The organism is Halonotius aquaticus, assembly GCF_003605575.1.
Classification (GTDB): Archaea; Halobacteriota; Halobacteria; order Halobacteriales; family Haloferacaceae; genus Halonotius; species Halonotius aquaticus.
In genome coordinates this window covers 72,184-86,067 of sequence record NZ_QKNY01000007.1, presented here as the reverse complement: position 1 = coordinate 86,067, position 13,884 = coordinate 72,184, and the positions used below count along the sequence as shown (strand labels likewise).

At 63.5% G+C, this 13,884-nt stretch carries 18 protein-coding genes; 9 read left to right on the top strand and 9 right to left on the bottom strand.

Features of this window, described 5'->3' with window-relative positions; genetic code table 11:
* The first annotated feature begins 23 nt into the window (after nucleotides 1-23).
* Nucleotides 24-932, top strand: coding sequence for a hypothetical protein (locus DM826_RS05270; RefSeq protein WP_120102251.1), 909 nt, complete (start codon nucleotides 24-26; stop codon nucleotides 930-932).
* Between the two features lie 26 nt (nucleotides 933-958).
* Here DM826_RS05270 and ilvD read toward each other — a convergent pair whose 3' ends face one another.
* Complete coding sequence (gene ilvD, locus DM826_RS05265; protein WP_120102248.1) at nucleotides 959-2,704, bottom strand: dihydroxy-acid dehydratase; 1,746 nt, start codon at nucleotides 2,702-2,704, stop codon at nucleotides 959-961.
* A 94-nt stretch (nucleotides 2,705-2,798) separates the two neighbouring features.
* Here ilvD and DM826_RS05260 point away from each other — a divergent pair, with 94 nt between their 5' ends.
* The 4 genes from DM826_RS05260 to DM826_RS05245 all read left to right on the top strand — a co-directional run bounded on the left by DM826_RS05260 (nucleotide 2,799) and on the right by DM826_RS05245 (nucleotide 5,053).
* On the top strand, nucleotides 2,799-3,107 hold the full coding sequence (locus tag DM826_RS05260) for a hypothetical protein (RefSeq protein WP_120102246.1): 309 nt from the start codon (nucleotides 2,799-2,801) through the stop codon (nucleotides 3,105-3,107).
* Between the two features lie 90 nt (nucleotides 3,108-3,197).
* Nucleotides 3,198-3,686, top strand: a complete 489-nt coding sequence (locus tag DM826_RS05255) for a hypothetical protein (protein WP_120102243.1) — start codon at nucleotides 3,198-3,200, stop codon at nucleotides 3,684-3,686.
* A gap of 54 nt (nucleotides 3,687-3,740) precedes the next feature.
* The gene (locus DM826_RS05250) at nucleotides 3,741-4,649 is read left to right on the top strand and encodes an alpha/beta fold hydrolase (RefSeq protein ID WP_120102241.1); all 909 of its coding nucleotides are present in this window, start codon (nucleotides 3,741-3,743) and stop codon (nucleotides 4,647-4,649) included.
* 62 nt (nucleotides 4,650-4,711) lie between these two features.
* Nucleotides 4,712-5,053, top strand: a complete 342-nt coding sequence (locus DM826_RS05245; RefSeq protein ID WP_120102238.1) for a DUF7113 family protein — start codon at nucleotides 4,712-4,714, stop codon at nucleotides 5,051-5,053.
* Here DM826_RS05245 and DM826_RS05240 read toward each other — a convergent pair.
* Entirely contained in the window at nucleotides 5,050-6,330 is a 1,281-nt protein-coding gene (locus DM826_RS05240; RefSeq protein ID WP_120102236.1) for a DNA double-strand break repair nuclease NurA, read from the bottom strand. The two genes, DM826_RS05245 and DM826_RS05240, sit on opposite strands and share 4 nt — an antisense overlap.
* 89 nt (nucleotides 6,331-6,419) lie before the next feature.
* Here DM826_RS05240 and DM826_RS05235 point away from each other — a divergent pair, with 89 nt between their 5' ends.
* Nucleotides 6,420-7,079 (top strand): HAD family hydrolase, encoded by a 660-nt coding sequence (locus DM826_RS05235; RefSeq protein WP_120102233.1) that lies wholly within the window; start codon nucleotides 6,420-6,422, stop codon nucleotides 7,077-7,079.
* Nucleotides 7,080-7,329: 250 nt separating this feature from the next.
* On the opposite strand, the gene DM826_RS05230 is transcribed toward DM826_RS05235, so the two are convergent.
* From DM826_RS05230 to DM826_RS05220, 3 genes are all read right to left on the bottom strand, one after another.
* Nucleotides 7,330-7,554 carry a hypothetical protein gene (locus DM826_RS05230; protein ID WP_120102230.1) on the bottom strand — a complete coding sequence of 75 codons (225 nt, stop codon included), beginning with the start codon at nucleotides 7,552-7,554 and terminating at the stop codon, nucleotides 7,330-7,332.
* A gap of 96 nt (nucleotides 7,555-7,650) precedes the next feature.
* Nucleotides 7,651-8,124: a hypothetical protein gene (locus DM826_RS05225; RefSeq protein WP_120102228.1), complete on the bottom strand. Its 474-nt coding sequence runs from the start codon at nucleotides 8,122-8,124 to the stop codon at nucleotides 7,651-7,653.
* 54 nt (nucleotides 8,125-8,178) lie between these two features.
* On the bottom strand, nucleotides 8,179-8,634 hold the full coding sequence (locus DM826_RS05220) for a DUF2240 family protein (RefSeq protein WP_120102225.1): 456 nt from the start codon (nucleotides 8,632-8,634) through the stop codon (nucleotides 8,179-8,181).
* An 89-nt stretch (nucleotides 8,635-8,723) separates the two neighbouring features.
* Here DM826_RS05220 and DM826_RS05215 point away from each other — a divergent pair, with 89 nt between their 5' ends.
* A complete protein-coding gene (locus tag DM826_RS05215; RefSeq protein ID WP_120102222.1) occupies nucleotides 8,724-9,095 on the top strand; it encodes a 30S ribosomal protein S8e in 372 nt (123 codons plus the stop codon).
* Between the two features lie 51 nt (nucleotides 9,096-9,146).
* Entirely contained in the window at nucleotides 9,147-9,908 is a 762-nt protein-coding gene (locus tag DM826_RS05210; RefSeq protein WP_120102219.1) for a Nif3-like dinuclear metal center hexameric protein, read from the top strand.
* A 10-nt stretch (nucleotides 9,909-9,918) separates the two neighbouring features.
* Here DM826_RS05210 and DM826_RS05205 read toward each other — a convergent pair whose 3' ends face one another.
* Nucleotides 9,919-10,608 carry an HAD family hydrolase gene (locus DM826_RS05205; protein ID WP_120102216.1) on the bottom strand — a complete coding sequence of 230 codons (690 nt, stop codon included), beginning with the start codon at nucleotides 10,606-10,608 and terminating at the stop codon, nucleotides 9,919-9,921.
* A gap of 109 nt (nucleotides 10,609-10,717) precedes the next feature.
* Here DM826_RS05205 and DM826_RS05200 point away from each other — a divergent pair, with 109 nt between their 5' ends.
* The gene (locus tag DM826_RS05200) at nucleotides 10,718-11,251 is read left to right on the top strand and encodes a type 1 glutamine amidotransferase domain-containing protein (RefSeq protein WP_120102214.1); all 534 of its coding nucleotides are present in this window, start codon (nucleotides 10,718-10,720) and stop codon (nucleotides 11,249-11,251) included.
* A gap of 84 nt (nucleotides 11,252-11,335) precedes the next feature.
* On the opposite strand, the gene lwrS is transcribed toward DM826_RS05200, so the two are convergent.
* The 3 genes from lwrS to DM826_RS05185 are packed head-to-tail and all read right to left on the bottom strand — an operon-like array spanning nucleotide 11,336 to nucleotide 13,839.
* On the bottom strand, nucleotides 11,336-11,722 hold the full coding sequence (gene lwrS, locus DM826_RS05195) for an LWR-salt protein (protein ID WP_120102212.1): 387 nt from the start codon (nucleotides 11,720-11,722) through the stop codon (nucleotides 11,336-11,338).
* An 18-nt stretch (nucleotides 11,723-11,740) separates the two neighbouring features.
* A complete protein-coding gene (gene hemA, locus DM826_RS05190; RefSeq protein ID WP_120102210.1) occupies nucleotides 11,741-13,183 on the bottom strand; it encodes a glutamyl-tRNA reductase in 1,443 nt (480 codons plus the stop codon).
* Complete coding sequence (locus DM826_RS05185; protein ID WP_120102207.1) at nucleotides 13,180-13,839, bottom strand: precorrin-2 dehydrogenase/sirohydrochlorin ferrochelatase family protein; 660 nt, start codon at nucleotides 13,837-13,839, stop codon at nucleotides 13,180-13,182. Before DM826_RS05185 ends, hemA begins: the two co-directional genes overlap by 4 nt.
* Between the last annotated feature and the right edge of the window lie 45 nt (nucleotides 13,840-13,884).

Below are 13,884 nucleotides of genomic sequence, written 5' to 3'. Positions count from 1 at the left end.
GATAACACGATAGCATACCGCGAATGCGTTCAGTCGCGTCGGACTCCGGCGAGAGCACAATTACCACAGCGGATGAGCAGCCGGCCGACCGACACGCCGAAGCCGACAGCGCGATCTCGTGGGAAACGACGGCCGGCAACTGGAATCGTCTCCGATCAGTCGGGATCGGGGGACTACTCGGGCTCGGTGGCGTCGGATGTCTGCTGATTGGCCGATCGCTGCCAGCTCTCGTTGGCGAAATATCGGTTGATGTCGTGTTGACCCTTGGAGTGGTGCTGTTCGTGTTGACGCCGTTTATCATTCACGCGCGGGACTGGGCTGCTGAGGAAGTCGATCCCGATACCCATCAACTACGTCAACAGTTGGAGTGGTCGTCGGTTCGGCTTGGCTGGGTCGGATGTGGTGCTGCCATCGGTGGCGGAGTCCTGTGGGTCTTCACCGGTATACAAGAACGACTCTACGCGATACAGCTGACGGTGGTGTTTGCATCGCTGCTCGTCCAGAACAACCGGGGGACGACCACGACAGTCGATCCGGAAGCTGGCGTTATCGAACGGGAGCAACCGAACCGAACGAAGCGTCGTTCACTCGACAACACGGTGAAGATTCGGAGGGGTGAGCTGTTCGGTCGAAGCCTGTTTGTCTTCGCAAACCGGGGAAAACAGTGGTACAAAGGCCCACATCTGCTTGCCGTGCCCGCGGCGGTCGCTCCGGAAGTTGCACCGCGGCTCCGAAGGATGGCTGCGGAGAACGGCACCCCCGATCGGATCGATCGCAGCGAGCGGCTCATTATCGGTGGGGTTGGCGCGTCGATGTTGTTGATGGGCCCACTGCTGTACATCCTGCTTGGGGAAGGTGCGCTTCTGGCGATCGCTGTTGGCCCCTCCGCGATCGTCGCACACTTCGCGCTCATGCACGCCCACCGTGCCTGATCGATCCAGCAAACACAACGACCGACTCAGTCGTTGTCGACGAGTCCGGGGTTCGTCACTGCACCCTTCGCGGCTGAGCCGAAGTCGCGAGCGTACTTGCCGAGAACGCCGCTGGTGTAAGCTGGATCGCGTGGTTCCCACGCCTCGCGGCGGGCGTCGAGTTCCTCCTCAGAGCAGTCGACTGACAGCTCTCGTTCGGGGATATCGACGGTGACAGTGTCACCCTCTTCGAGCAGCGCGATGGGGCCGCCGTCGGCGGCTTCGGGCGCGACGTGGCCGATCATCGGGCCGCGAGTCGCACCCGAGAAACGACCATCGGTCAGCAGGGCCACGTCGTCCTCGTGGCCCGCGCCGACGACCGCGGCGGTGACGCCGAGCATCTCCCGCATGCCGGGGCCGCCGCTCGGCCCCTCGTTGCGGATGACGATCACGTCGCCAGATTCGATGTGGCCCTCCTGGACGTAGGCCATCGCGTCTTCCTCGTTTTCGAAGACGCGAGCGGGGCCTTCGTGGTGGAACTTGTCGTCGCCGGTCACCTTGAGGACGCCGCCGTCGGGGGCGAGATTGCCCGTCAGGATCTTGATCGCGCCCTCCTCCTGATAAGGGTCGTCGACGGTGTAGAGGTAGTCGGCCTCTATCTCGTCGTCGTCGGGAATTCGTCCTTCCTCTTCAAGATGGGCGAGTTCCTCGGCGATCGTGCGACCGGTGACGGTCATCGCGTCGCCGTGGATCAGATCGGCTTCAAGCAGGCGACGGAGGACGACCGGGACGCCGCCGATCTCGAAGAGATCGTTCATGACGCGCTCGCCGCCGGGCTGGAGGTTGGCGATCTTTGGTGTGCGCCGGGAGATCTCGTCGAACTCCGTGATGTCGAGGTCGATGCCAGCCTCGGCGGCCATCGCCAGGATGTGCAGCACCGCGTTCGTCGAGCCGCCGGTGGCGACCTGCAGGGCGATGGCGTTCTCGAAGCTCTTCTTCGAGAGGATGTCGGAGGGTCGGCGGTCGTTTTCGATGGCGTCGACGGCGATCTCGCCGGCGCGTTCGGCGATCTCGTAGCGTTCCTCGTGTTCGGCGGGGGCCGCGGCCGAGCCGAGCGGCGCGAGGCCCAAGGCTTCGGAAACCGATGCCATCGTGTTGGCGGTGAACATGCCGCCACAGGAGCCCGCACCGGGACAGGCGTGGCGTTCCATCTCGTCGAGTTCGTCTTCCTCCATCTCGCCTTGGGCAACCGCGCCGACGCCCTCGAAGACGTTCTGGATGGTAATCTCCCGACCGTCATGCTCGCCGGGCATGATCGACCCGCCGTAGAGGAAGACACTCGGGAGGTCGGTTCGGATCGAGGCCATCATCATCCCCGGCATGTTCTTGTCACAGCCACCGATGGTGACGAGGCCGTCCATCCGCTCGCCGAAGGAGACGAGTTCGACGCTGTCGGCGATCATCTCCCGGGAGATGAGCGAGGCCTTCATGCCCTCAGTCCCCATCGAGACGGCATCAGAGATCGTGATCGTCCCGAACTCGATCGGCATGCCGTCGCCGTCGTCGACACCCTCGTAGGCTGCGTCGGCGACATCATCGAGGTGGACGTTACAGGGCGTGATGTCGGCGGCCGGGTTGGCGATGCCGACCATCGGCGAGGAGAGATCCGCGTCGTCGTATCCCATCGCGCGGAACATCGCCCGCGAGGGAGCCTGATCGACGCCCTCGGTGACTTCGCTGCTCCGCAACTCAGGGTCTTTCCCCGACTCTGCTTTGGGTTCCTGTTTGCTCATACGCTCTCGTAGCCCCTGGATGTGTTAAAACTGCTCGCATGCGGTGTGGTGTCGAACCGTGAGGGCTTTGCCCGCCGGGCAAAAACGACAAACAGTGAGTTCCGAAGCCGGTGGGGACGACACGGCCGACGATCCAGTCCGCCAGTCGGATGCGCCCGATGGCGATGTGACGCAGGTAGGCGCAGACGAAGAACCAGACGGCGAGGGGTTCGATCGACACGGCTGGGTGCTGGTCGCCGGTGTCGTGGCCTGTTTCTTAGTTGTACCTGGACTCATCTATCTCCGGCCAGCCATCCCGGCTGCCGCGGGGTTGCCGTTCTTTGCGACATTTCTGATCCTCCCGCTGGTACCGGCGGTACTACTCGGGTTGTTGGCTGTATGGTCGATGCGGGCGGCCGCCTGAACACGCGAGGGGGACGTGAGCTAATCCGCATCTGGGTGGGCCGCACTCGGATACCGAATAACATATACAACGACCCACAGAGTACGTCACATGGACATCGACGAGTATCGTGATCACGTCGAAGCGCAGGTGGTAGATCACGAGTACGACCCACTGCCGCCCGAAGAGGCAAACCCGTTCGATCCGGTATGGTACAAGGAAGACGAAGATCCGACGATCGGCCGAACAAAGGTCTACGTGACGATCAACGAGGATCTTGAGCTTGATCCTGAGACCGTCGAGACGACGACCGAATCCTTCCGAACGCTTGTCGGCTCGGCCTCGCCGCCGACCGACGGCTCCTTCCAGAATCTCTTTGGCTACATCGTCTACCCACGGGCCTCACCCGACGCGGAGTTGATCGAGTTTGCCACCGAGGAGTTCACTGTCGCCAACCGACGAACAAACGTCTTTCCGCTGCTGTATGATCTCGACAGCGAAACGCTGCACACCCACACCGTCCCGCGGCTGAAGGGTCGCGGCTTCTATGAGAAACAGAAGTTCGATGCCGAGGAACTGTTGACGCCATCGTCGGAGTGAGTCACTGACGCACGCCGGCAGCAGGTATTACGCAGTCCAGCCCGTTGGTATCGTATGGACGCTTCTGTACCGTCGGACGCAGCAACCGCCAGAGGTGACGACCGGCCGGGCGAATCGGTCGTCGTCGAGACCAACGGGATTCGGCTCCACACACGACAGGCCGGCCCCGAAGACGGGCCGCTCGTGATTTTGCTCCATGGGTTTCCGGAGTTTTGGGACGGCTGGCACCGCCAGATCGAGCCGCTGGCCGATGCCGGCTACCGTGTTATCGTCCCCGACCAGCGCGGCTACAACCGCAGCGACAAACCTGACGGCGTCGCCAGCTACCACATCGAGGAGCTGGCCGCCGATGTGATCGGCCTTATCGACGATGCCGACCGTGAGACTGCGGCGGTCGCGGGCCACGACTGGGGGGCGGCCGTCGCCTGGTGGCTCGCGCTCAGCTATCCTGCGCGGATCGCGTCGCTGACCGCGGTCAACGTACCGCACCCGACGGTGATGGAGGACACACTCCGGCGCAGTCTCTCACAACTGCGGAAAAGCTGGTACATGTTTGCGTTTCAGCTCCCGGTGCTGCCGGAGACGATTGCGACGGCCAACGACTGTCGGGCACTGCAGCGCGGACTGACAGAAAGCAGTCGCCCCGGCACGTTCTCGGCGACGGATCTTCGGCGATACCGCGAGGCGTGGACACAGTCGGGGGCGGTAACCGCGATGATCAACTGGTATCGGGCGATGGGGCGGTATCGACCGCGGCCGCCACAGCAGCAGGTGTCGGTGCCGACGCTCGTCATGTGGGGACAGCAAGACGAGTTTCTGGAATCGACGATGGCCGAGGAGAGTCTGAACTACTGTGATTCGGGGCAGTTGGTGACGTTTCCGTCGGCGACGCATTGGGTACTGCATGAGCGACCTGAAGAAACGACCGAAGCGTTGCTGGCACATCTCGATGCGACGATGTAGCGGTCGGTGTGAACACAGTCGCCGACGGCCTGCTTTTTACAGTTGAGCCCGTAACATCGGGTATGCTACTCGTGCGCGGTCACGGCGGCGGGACGGATCTCACGGGCACGGTCTTCGAGCGCGGCGAGGAGCCACCGAGCTACAAGGGCACCCCCAACGCCGACGCGCCCTACGTCTGGGTCTGTGACTCCTTTTATGCGGTCGAGAGCGGTGGCTCGCCGATCGAGGTCGACGGCGAGGAGGTGCGGATCGCCTTCGAGTCGCCGATGCCGCGCGGCTTCGAGACAAAAGAGCAGGCCGTCGAGGCGGCCAAAGAACACGTCGTCACGCAGTTCGTCCGCATCGGCGTCGACAGCGACACCGTCGATGTCGAGGTCGAATCCGCCGAACCAACAGTCGACTAATATTCGTCTCCCCAGCGGCGTTTGTCGTGGGTTGCCTGTTGTTCGCTGTGGAGGATGGTTTCGAACTTCCTGCGGAGGGCTGCCTTCTCCGAGGCACTGATTTTGGCGAGTTCGTCGGCTTTATCCACGGCCGTCGGCGGCCCGCGTTCAGCGGCTACCTCCGAAAGAATCTGCGTTTGAAGCTGCTGGCGCGTCTCCGGGTCACGACTGACCGCGTAGGGGGCTTCGACCTTGTAACAAAGGTCGGTTCGGGGATCGTAGATCACAAAGAACGTCACCTCGTAGCATTCGGGCTCAAGTGTTCTCTCAACACCAAGGGCGTCGCCGTCAGCCGCCATTGCGCCATCAGGCCCGCCGCGAGAGATGAACCATGAGGTGACGGTGAGTTCGTCTGTGCGGCGGTTCGCTCCGGGTTCGGCTTCGACAGCCGATCCAGTGTCGTCAACCTGCTGTTCGAGCAACCGGGTGAAGAAGCCGGTATCGTCAGGCCACGGCGCGTCAAAGCCGACCTCTTTGTCGGCGAGCGCACCGGTGATCACACGAGCCGAGGGGTTCTTGACGAACCCTGCAATCGGGGTTCCTTCCGCAACAAACCGTTCGACAAGCCGAACGTAGTTTTTGAGGACGTTTTTCGGACGCGCCTCATAGGTCAACGCGTCGAGTTCCGGGTTGCGATCTCGCCACGTCAGGATCTCTTTTGGATACAGTGGCCCATCGAGTAAGAGGAGATCCTCAACCGTGTTAGCGTGTTTTCTGGCGTGGTGTCCCTCCGCGAGATACAGCGAGAGTGCGTGGACGACCGCCTCCGCATATCGGTTGACCTGTGGCGCGCGGATCACGCGTCGCTGACTGTGGCCCCCGTCTATCGATACCCAGTCGGATCCCAGTGGCTCAGTTCGGTCGTTCGTGTGGACAGTTGCGACAATCGTCCGAGCACGATGGATCGAAAGATCCGACGGATCGACCGCCATCGCGGCGTGGGCGAGATCCAGCACGAGCCCATTTTTGAACGAGGTCGGGTTGATCGTCCCCGAGTCGATGCCGTGGACGGTCGGAAACGGTCGCTCCGCCAGTGCGATATCGTCGATAGCGACACGGGCCCGCTGTTGCTCGCCGAGCGGTTCGACGACGGTGCGGCCGCGGGCGTCGGTAAGCGGATCGAGCCACGACTCCCAGACGGTTTCGGCGACATCGTCGTGGTCGCTGTCGTCGACCGAGTCGGCGACCGATCCCGCAAGCCGGGCGATGGCGTCGACGTGGATCGGATCAAGTGTCATACCCCTACCGGGGTGAGGGATCGTGAAAAGAACGGTGGTCAGCCCCCGGTGTCGCTAGCCTCATACCGTTGGAGCCAGAACGACCATCCATGTCGATACGCGGGGTCGCCTTCGACCTCGATTATACGCTCGCGGTGCCTGATCGCGACCGGGAGACGCTACTGGCGGAGGCTGTCGAGCAAGCCGACGCGCCGCCGATCTCCCGAGGCGAGTACATTCAAGCCCACCGCAATCACCTCACGACAGACAGCCGCGCGCCGATCTTCGCCGAGTTGCTGGCCGACGACACCACAGAGACCGATCCCGACCAGTTGGCCGCCGCCTACCGTGATGCTGTCACCAACGCCCTCGTGCCGATCCCCGATGCCGAAGCCCTGTTGCGTGAGCTTCGGGCTGACTACCGTGTTGGCCTCCTCACGAATGGGCCGGTTCGCGCGCAACGATCGAAGATCGAGTATCTCGACTGGGAGCCGCTGTTTGATACGACACTCGTGACCGGCGAACTCGACGCCGGCAAGCCCGACGCGGCCGCCTTCGACGCGCTGTTGGACGCACTCGGAACAACTCCCCAAGAGACGGTGTTTATAGGCGACACACCCGATGAGGATATCTCCGGTGCCGACGCTGTTGGGATTCACACCGTCCAGGTGCTGTTCGACGGCGGGCCACAGAAGGATACACGAGCCGATGCCTACATCGAACGCGACCGGCTTGCCGCCGATCTTCCGGGACTACTCGCCGCCTTCTGAGAGCATCGTAACCAGTCAGCCGATCGGCGACGGCAACAGTATTGTTCAGCTGACGACAGATACTACTGGCAAGTCGTGTCATCGCCTACAGGGTTTATATAACCGGTTTCGAATTGTTATGGTGGTCGTCCTGTCTGCCCGGAGGACGAACCCACATCGGCACACGCCGGTGTTGCCATAATCCACGTCCGGGCGGTTTCAACACGCAGAGCGACAGCACTCGCGGGTGTGATCTACCAGCGTCAGCCACCTAAGCTTCAACAAACTGCTTGCCCAGCGTCTCGGATTCGATCCCCCACCCGTCATCCGGTTCCTCGGCCTCGGGCTTGTAGTACCGGATCGCCTCGTGGCCATCGGGCGCGGCATCGCTGAGATACGCCAACTCAGAGATCTCGATCCAGTCGTCGCCCGCGGGTTGGTCGGTTTGTGTGTCGGTGATTCGCCCGTCGTCGGCAGTCCGAATGTATCGTGTCATAGCTCACCACTGGGTAGTCCGCACCGCTGGCCAAACGATGCGACCCATTCGATTTGTATGTACTGCGGTTGGGGGCAGGTGACGCACAGCCGCCACTTACTCTGCGGTCGTCGGGACTGCGACGACGACAGCCTCAAACACCGGAATCACCCGTTTTGCGTCCACGCCGTCGGTAATACTGATCAGTGCGGTGTCGTCGTCAGCATCGACAGTCGATCCAACATCGAGAGCAGCCGTCGTCGCGGCCTCGGCAGCGCGATCAGCCGCGACACTGAACTCGACTTGGGCACGTGCTGGCTGGACGGAGACAGTCGCAATCTCAGTCGTTTCGGCGTCGACATCGCTTGCGGAGTCGGCGGCGAGCGTCGGTCGACCGCGATCGTCGGTTGTGAGGGCGTCGTTGTCAGCGACATGGACGACACGGTAGGCGAACGCTCCCTCGTCGGTCGCCTCGACATCCGGGTCGGCGTCGGCGACAACAACATGGGCGAGGGCGGACTGGTCGCCGGTCAGTTCGCTGGCCAGTAGTTGCGCGATGCGTTTGCCGTCGCGGAGGCGATCCTGTACCATAGCTGCGAATGCGTGATCCACACGCAAATGGGTCGTGTTTGCTGGCCGCGAGGCTTACTCATCGTCGGTCGCCAGCTCTGTCCGAACCGCGTTGGCGGCGGCAGCAACATCGATCCCCTCGCGGGTGGCGACAAGCACCGCCGCCGCCTCAAGTGTGATCCCAAGGCGGCGTTGGGTTTCATTGGCGGCGGCAACAGCCTCCTGTTTGGCCATCCCAGCGTCGGTCATGCGATCTAAGAGTTGCTCGAAGGTCGACTGCTCACGGAAAATATCGGTGTCGGGCGTGTAGTCCGCCGGGATATCGACGGCATCGAGATCAAACGTGGCCACGAGATCACCATCGGCCTTCTCCAAGAGGCCACGGCCGACCGCCACATCGACCAGCCGTTTGGCCTGATCCGGCGAGAACCACTCCCGGTCAAGCGAGAGCGCGACGACAAAGGCCCCCTCGCCCAGCCGGTCGGTTCCCTCCTGCCGAAACGGCACCGCGACAGCGACCTGCAGGCTCATAGCGAAGGGAGACAGCGAGAGGAACCTAACGCTTGCGACTCCGGGGGCGTTCCGAGCGATTCAAGTAGCTGCTGGGGGTTGTGATGGGTATGAAAGATCAGGGACGCTCGGCGCGGAAACGCACCGGCGGCCGACTCAAGCACGCCAGCAAGAAGAAACGACACCAGCTCGGACGCGAACCAGCCGAGACAACCGTCGACGACCCCCGGTTCCGCGTCATCGACGCCCGTGGCACCGATGACAAACTGCGAGCCCTCTCGACGAATGTCGCCCAGCTCGCTGATGGCGGCGAGACGACCGAGGTCGAAATCGAGGATGTCGTCGAGAACCCGGCGAACGTCAACTACGCCCGCCGAAACATCATCACCAAGGGCGCAATTATCGAGACCAGCGAGGGCCAGGCCCGTGTCACCTCCCGGCCCGGCCAAGTCGGCCAGGTCAACGCCGTCGCCCTCGACTGACGGGGTTTCTTCTTTCGCCGCTTACAAGCCGACCCACGTCGAGAAACTGGTATGGAACTCGCCGAGTTCGTCAGCCGACTTGACGACCGTCTTGCCACCGATGCCTACAGCGATGTCGACGCCAGCGCGAACGGCCTGCAGGTCGGCCCGACCGACGCGACCGTCGAGCATGCGGCCTTTGCTGTCGATGCCGCCGAGGCGACGATCAGCGCCGCGGCCGACGCTGACAGCGATGTCCTCGTCGTCCACCACGGGCTCTCGTGGGGCGGGATCGAGCGCGTCACCGACCGCCAGTATGACCGGATCGCCGGCCTCGTCGACAACGACATCGCGCTGTACGTCTCGCATCTCCCGCTTGACGGCCACCAGACGCTGGGGAACGCGGCCGTCCTCGCCGAGCTGCTCGATCTCGATGAGACCGAGCCCTTCGGCTCGATGGGGCCGGTCACCGTCGGCCAGCAGGGGGCCGCGCCAGCATCGTTGACGCGGGCGGAGTTGACGGCGACGCTCGAAGCCGAACTCGAAGGCGACGACCTGCAGGTGCTGGATTTTGGTCCCGAGGATATCGACCAAGTCGCCATCGTCACCGGCAGCGGGACGGACTGGCTAGATGAAGCCCGCGAGGTCGGCGCGGACACGCTGATTACGGGCGAGGGCAAACAGCAGGTCTACCATCGCGCGAGAGAGACCGGCATCAACGTCATCTTGGCCGGCCACTACGCCACCGAGACCGGCGGCGTCCAGCGACTCCAGGCCCTCGCCGAGGAGTGGGGACTAACGACAAGCTATCACAGCCACCCAACAGGGCTCTGACTGACGGCGCTTACTCGTCGGCCACGTTGTCGACACCGCCATCAGTCGCCGGTGCGGCCAGCAAGGACTCAAGCGTTCTGACGCGATAGTCGCCGAGGACACACCGCCCGCGGGTGTCGTGGCCGTGGCGTTCGACATGGACACCATCAAGGCCGGCGTTCCACGCCGCGCCGATGTCGACAGCCGCATCGCCGACGAGTGCGCCGTGGTGGTCGTCGTCGTCGACGCCCAATCCAGCCATCGCCTGCCGTACCGGGTCGGGATCGGGCTTCCAGCCCAGCTCGTCAGTACAGCAGACAACCACATCGAACCAGTCGGCGATATCGAGATGCTGCAACACAGGGGTCGTCAAAAACTCCTGGCAGTGGGTGACGAGACCGACCGGTGTTGATCGGTCAGTGATCGTCCGGAGCAGCGTGGCAGCGTCGTCGTGGAGGTAGGTCGCTTCCGCGCGCTGCTGTGGCTCTTCGATCTCGTGGAAGGCCGCCCAGAACGGATCAGGGTCGACACCGAACTCCTGCAGCGTTGCGTTTCGTGGGCCACCGAGGCCATGCCAGAGGATCTCGGCTTCCCGATCGGTGAACCGACGGTCGAGTCGCTGGCCAACACGATCGAAGATATCGCGGATATACCCCCACTCCGCGTCGATGATCGTGCCATCGAGGTCGAACAGCCAGAAGTCGTACTCGTCGGTGACCATCGACCGAAAGCTACGGCGGGCAGCTATATTTGTGTTGTGGCGAGCCAGGAATCGAATCGGGACAAAACGTTATCCCGAGATAGGAGCTATATCGGGACAGTGGTCACAGATGAAACTTGATGACACACATATCGCCATGTTGGTCGGGCCGGGCTTCGAAGACCTCGAATTTTGGGCCGTCTACATGCGCATGCAAGAGGAAGGCGCAACGATCGATGTTGTCGGCACAGAGGCCGGCGTCGAGTATACAGGCAAAAGCGGCGGGCTCACCGCCGAAACCGAGCTCGCTGCCGCGGATGTCGACCCGACGGCTGTTGATGCGGTACTGGTGCCCGGCGGCTGGACACCTGACAAGATCCGCCGCGATGAGTCGGTGTGTGCGCTTGTCCGGGAAGCCCACGAGGCCGGCAAGATCATCGGGCTGATCTGTCACGCCGGACTGGTCGGGATCTCCGCCGGCATCGTCGAAGGCTCGGACGCGACAGGGTCGCAGGGCATCAAAGACGACCTCATCAACGCCGGCGCGAACTGGGTCGACGAACCGGCGTTTCGGGACGGCAACATCGTCTGGGGCCGCGTCGTCGCGGACATCCCCGATTACAACCGCGTGCTGGTTGAGACACTGGCCGAGCACTCATCATAGAGGCGATGGCAACGAGGCCATCGTGACTTCTGATAGCATGCTCGCTCGCTTCGCGCGACAGTTGACAGGCGACAGCCCCATTCGTTAGGCGTCGGGAATCGCCTCGGCATCCCGGACGTGGATCGAACTGCCGAGATGTTGGTGGACGACGGCATCGACTGAGTCGGCGTTGAACCGCGAGAGATCGGTCTCGATTTCGCTCTCAAGTGCTGCCCGGTAGGCCGAATCGGTTTCGAGTTCGCTGAAGCTGGCCTCAATAACCTCCACGCCGAGTTTCTCCATCAAGAGAGATTGCATATGGTCGGCGTCGGCGATATCGCCGCGCCAGAGATTGTACTGGAAAAACAGCCAGCCATCGGTTCCCGGCGTCGCAGCCGGGAGTCGACACACTGTCTCAAAGCGATCAGGATCGAGATGTGCTGTCGGTGGATCAAGCTGAACCGTTACCCGAAACACGTAGTTCGCCTGCATACTGGCTTCCCCGCAGGCTCAGTTATCAGAGAGCTGTTCGAGCACGTGCTGAGGGATTTCTTCGGGATCGACGCCGTCAGGAAGTCCCGCAGGTGACTCCGGCGGGCCAGCCGGTGTCTCGCTGTCACTGCCAGCAGGCGTCTCGTCGTTGTCATCGGCCTCGGTGTCAGCGTTGTCGACGTCCAACTCGTCGACAGCGTCGTCTGTCGGAACCGGGCCGTCAAACTCAGGATTGAACAGCTGCATCGCCGTCTGGATCGTCGTCCAATCGTCCTCGGCGGCGGCCTCACGGAGGCTCTTCGTCGGCGCGGCCAGCAGTTGGCTGACCAGCGAGTCCGCCAACGACTCGATCACCTCGCGGTGGGTCTCGGTCAGCTCGGCGTTGGCATCGAGCTTGGCCATCGCAGTGCCGACCTCTCGGTTTTTGACGCGTTCGGCGCTCTCATACATCGTACTGATCGCCTCATCGGCGCGCTTGCGTTTGAACAACGCGAGCAGGCGGTCGAACTCCTCGTCGATCATCGCCTCAACCTCGGCGGCGGCGTCCTCCCGGCGAGCGTGGGTTTCGGCGGTGATCGCCTCCAGGGCGTCGATATCGTGGATCGTCACCCCGGCCTCGGCGTCGGCGGCGGGATCGATATCCCGCGGTTGGGCGAGGTCGATACAGAGTGTCTCGCCGGCACTCGCCAGTTCCTCGGCTGCGAGGACGTGGTCTGGGCTCCCGGTTGCGGCGATCACAACATCGGCTCGGTCGGCGGCAGCCGGTGCTGCCGACAGCCCGATCGCACTTGCGTCGGTCGACACGGTGTCGGCGACGTGGGTTGCATGGGGGATCGTTCGGTTGGCGATCAACAGGCGATCAACCGCGGTTTCGGCGATCGCTTCGGCGGCGATCGTCCCCATCTCACCGGCCCCGAGAATCAGGGCGGTCGCGCCGTCGAGATCGATTTCGCGGTCGGCGAGCGTGACGGCGGCCGAGCCAAGCGAGACGACACCCTCGTTGATCGCGGTCTCGGTGCGGGCGCGCTCGCCGACGTGGACGGCCTTCATCAGCGCGTCCTCTAACATCGGCCCGAGCCCCTCAGCGCGGCGGGCGAGCTCGATAGCGTCTTTCAGCTGCCCGATGATCTGATCCTCGCCGAGGACGAGCGATTCGAGCCCGGCGGCCAGTCGCATCAGATGGCGCAGGCTCGCCTCGTGGGCCATCGTGACGACCGCCCCGGAGCGAACCGGGTCGGCGATCTCCGCGAGGGCGTCTCGGCCCTGATCGGCACGGTCGGTGACGACGTAGGCCTCCGCGCGGTTGCACGTCTGGATAGCGAACGCTTCCCGGACGCCCGGCGTCGCCAGCAGGTCGGCGATCCGATCGGCAACATCGTCCGCGCTGGCGGCCTCGATCTCGTCGACGGTCGCCGTATCGTGGGCAACCCGAACGCCGGTGATGACGCCGTTGCGTATCATGTATCCTCCCCTGTGCGGTGATCCTGCATTACGCGTGCTGCCTCTTTTTCAGCGTTGGCGATTCCCGTATGTAAAGCCTTCCAAACCGCCGGCGAGCGGACGACCGCACGGAGCATCGCCCGCCGCGTCTCGGGGGACTCAGTTTCCTTCAACTCAGCCCGAAGCCGACCCGTCAGCTCGGCCATGTTCCCTGCCTCGTCGATCTCGCTGTCGATCTGCTCGCGGAGGTAACGGGCGAGCGCGGGGCTCTGCCCGCCGGTCGAGATCGCCACCGAAACCGGCCCGTCGTCGACAGTGGCAGGGACGACGACGCTGCCGACCGACCGCTCGCCAGCGCGATCGGTGCGGTTGACAAGTACGTCGCGGTCGGCAGCTGTCTCGGCGACAGCGGCGTTGAGCTCGCTGTCGTCGGTGGCCGCAACAGCCAACGCGGGGTCGACGCGGTCGAACCAGTCGGCGACAGTCGCCGACGTTGGTGCGGCTCGAATCCGCTCAACCGTCGGGAAGTCGGCGTCATCGAACCGACCGTCGAATGTTGGGCTGACGACGACCACGTCGGCCTCGGCGGCGAACCGCTTGGCTTTCCGCGCGCCGACGCTGCCGCCGCCGAAGATGAGCACCGTCGCGTCAGTGAAATCGTGATAGAGTGGAATCATTGTGCGCTGGCGTGGGGGAGTTGACACCCCACAGACTGCTGTCAG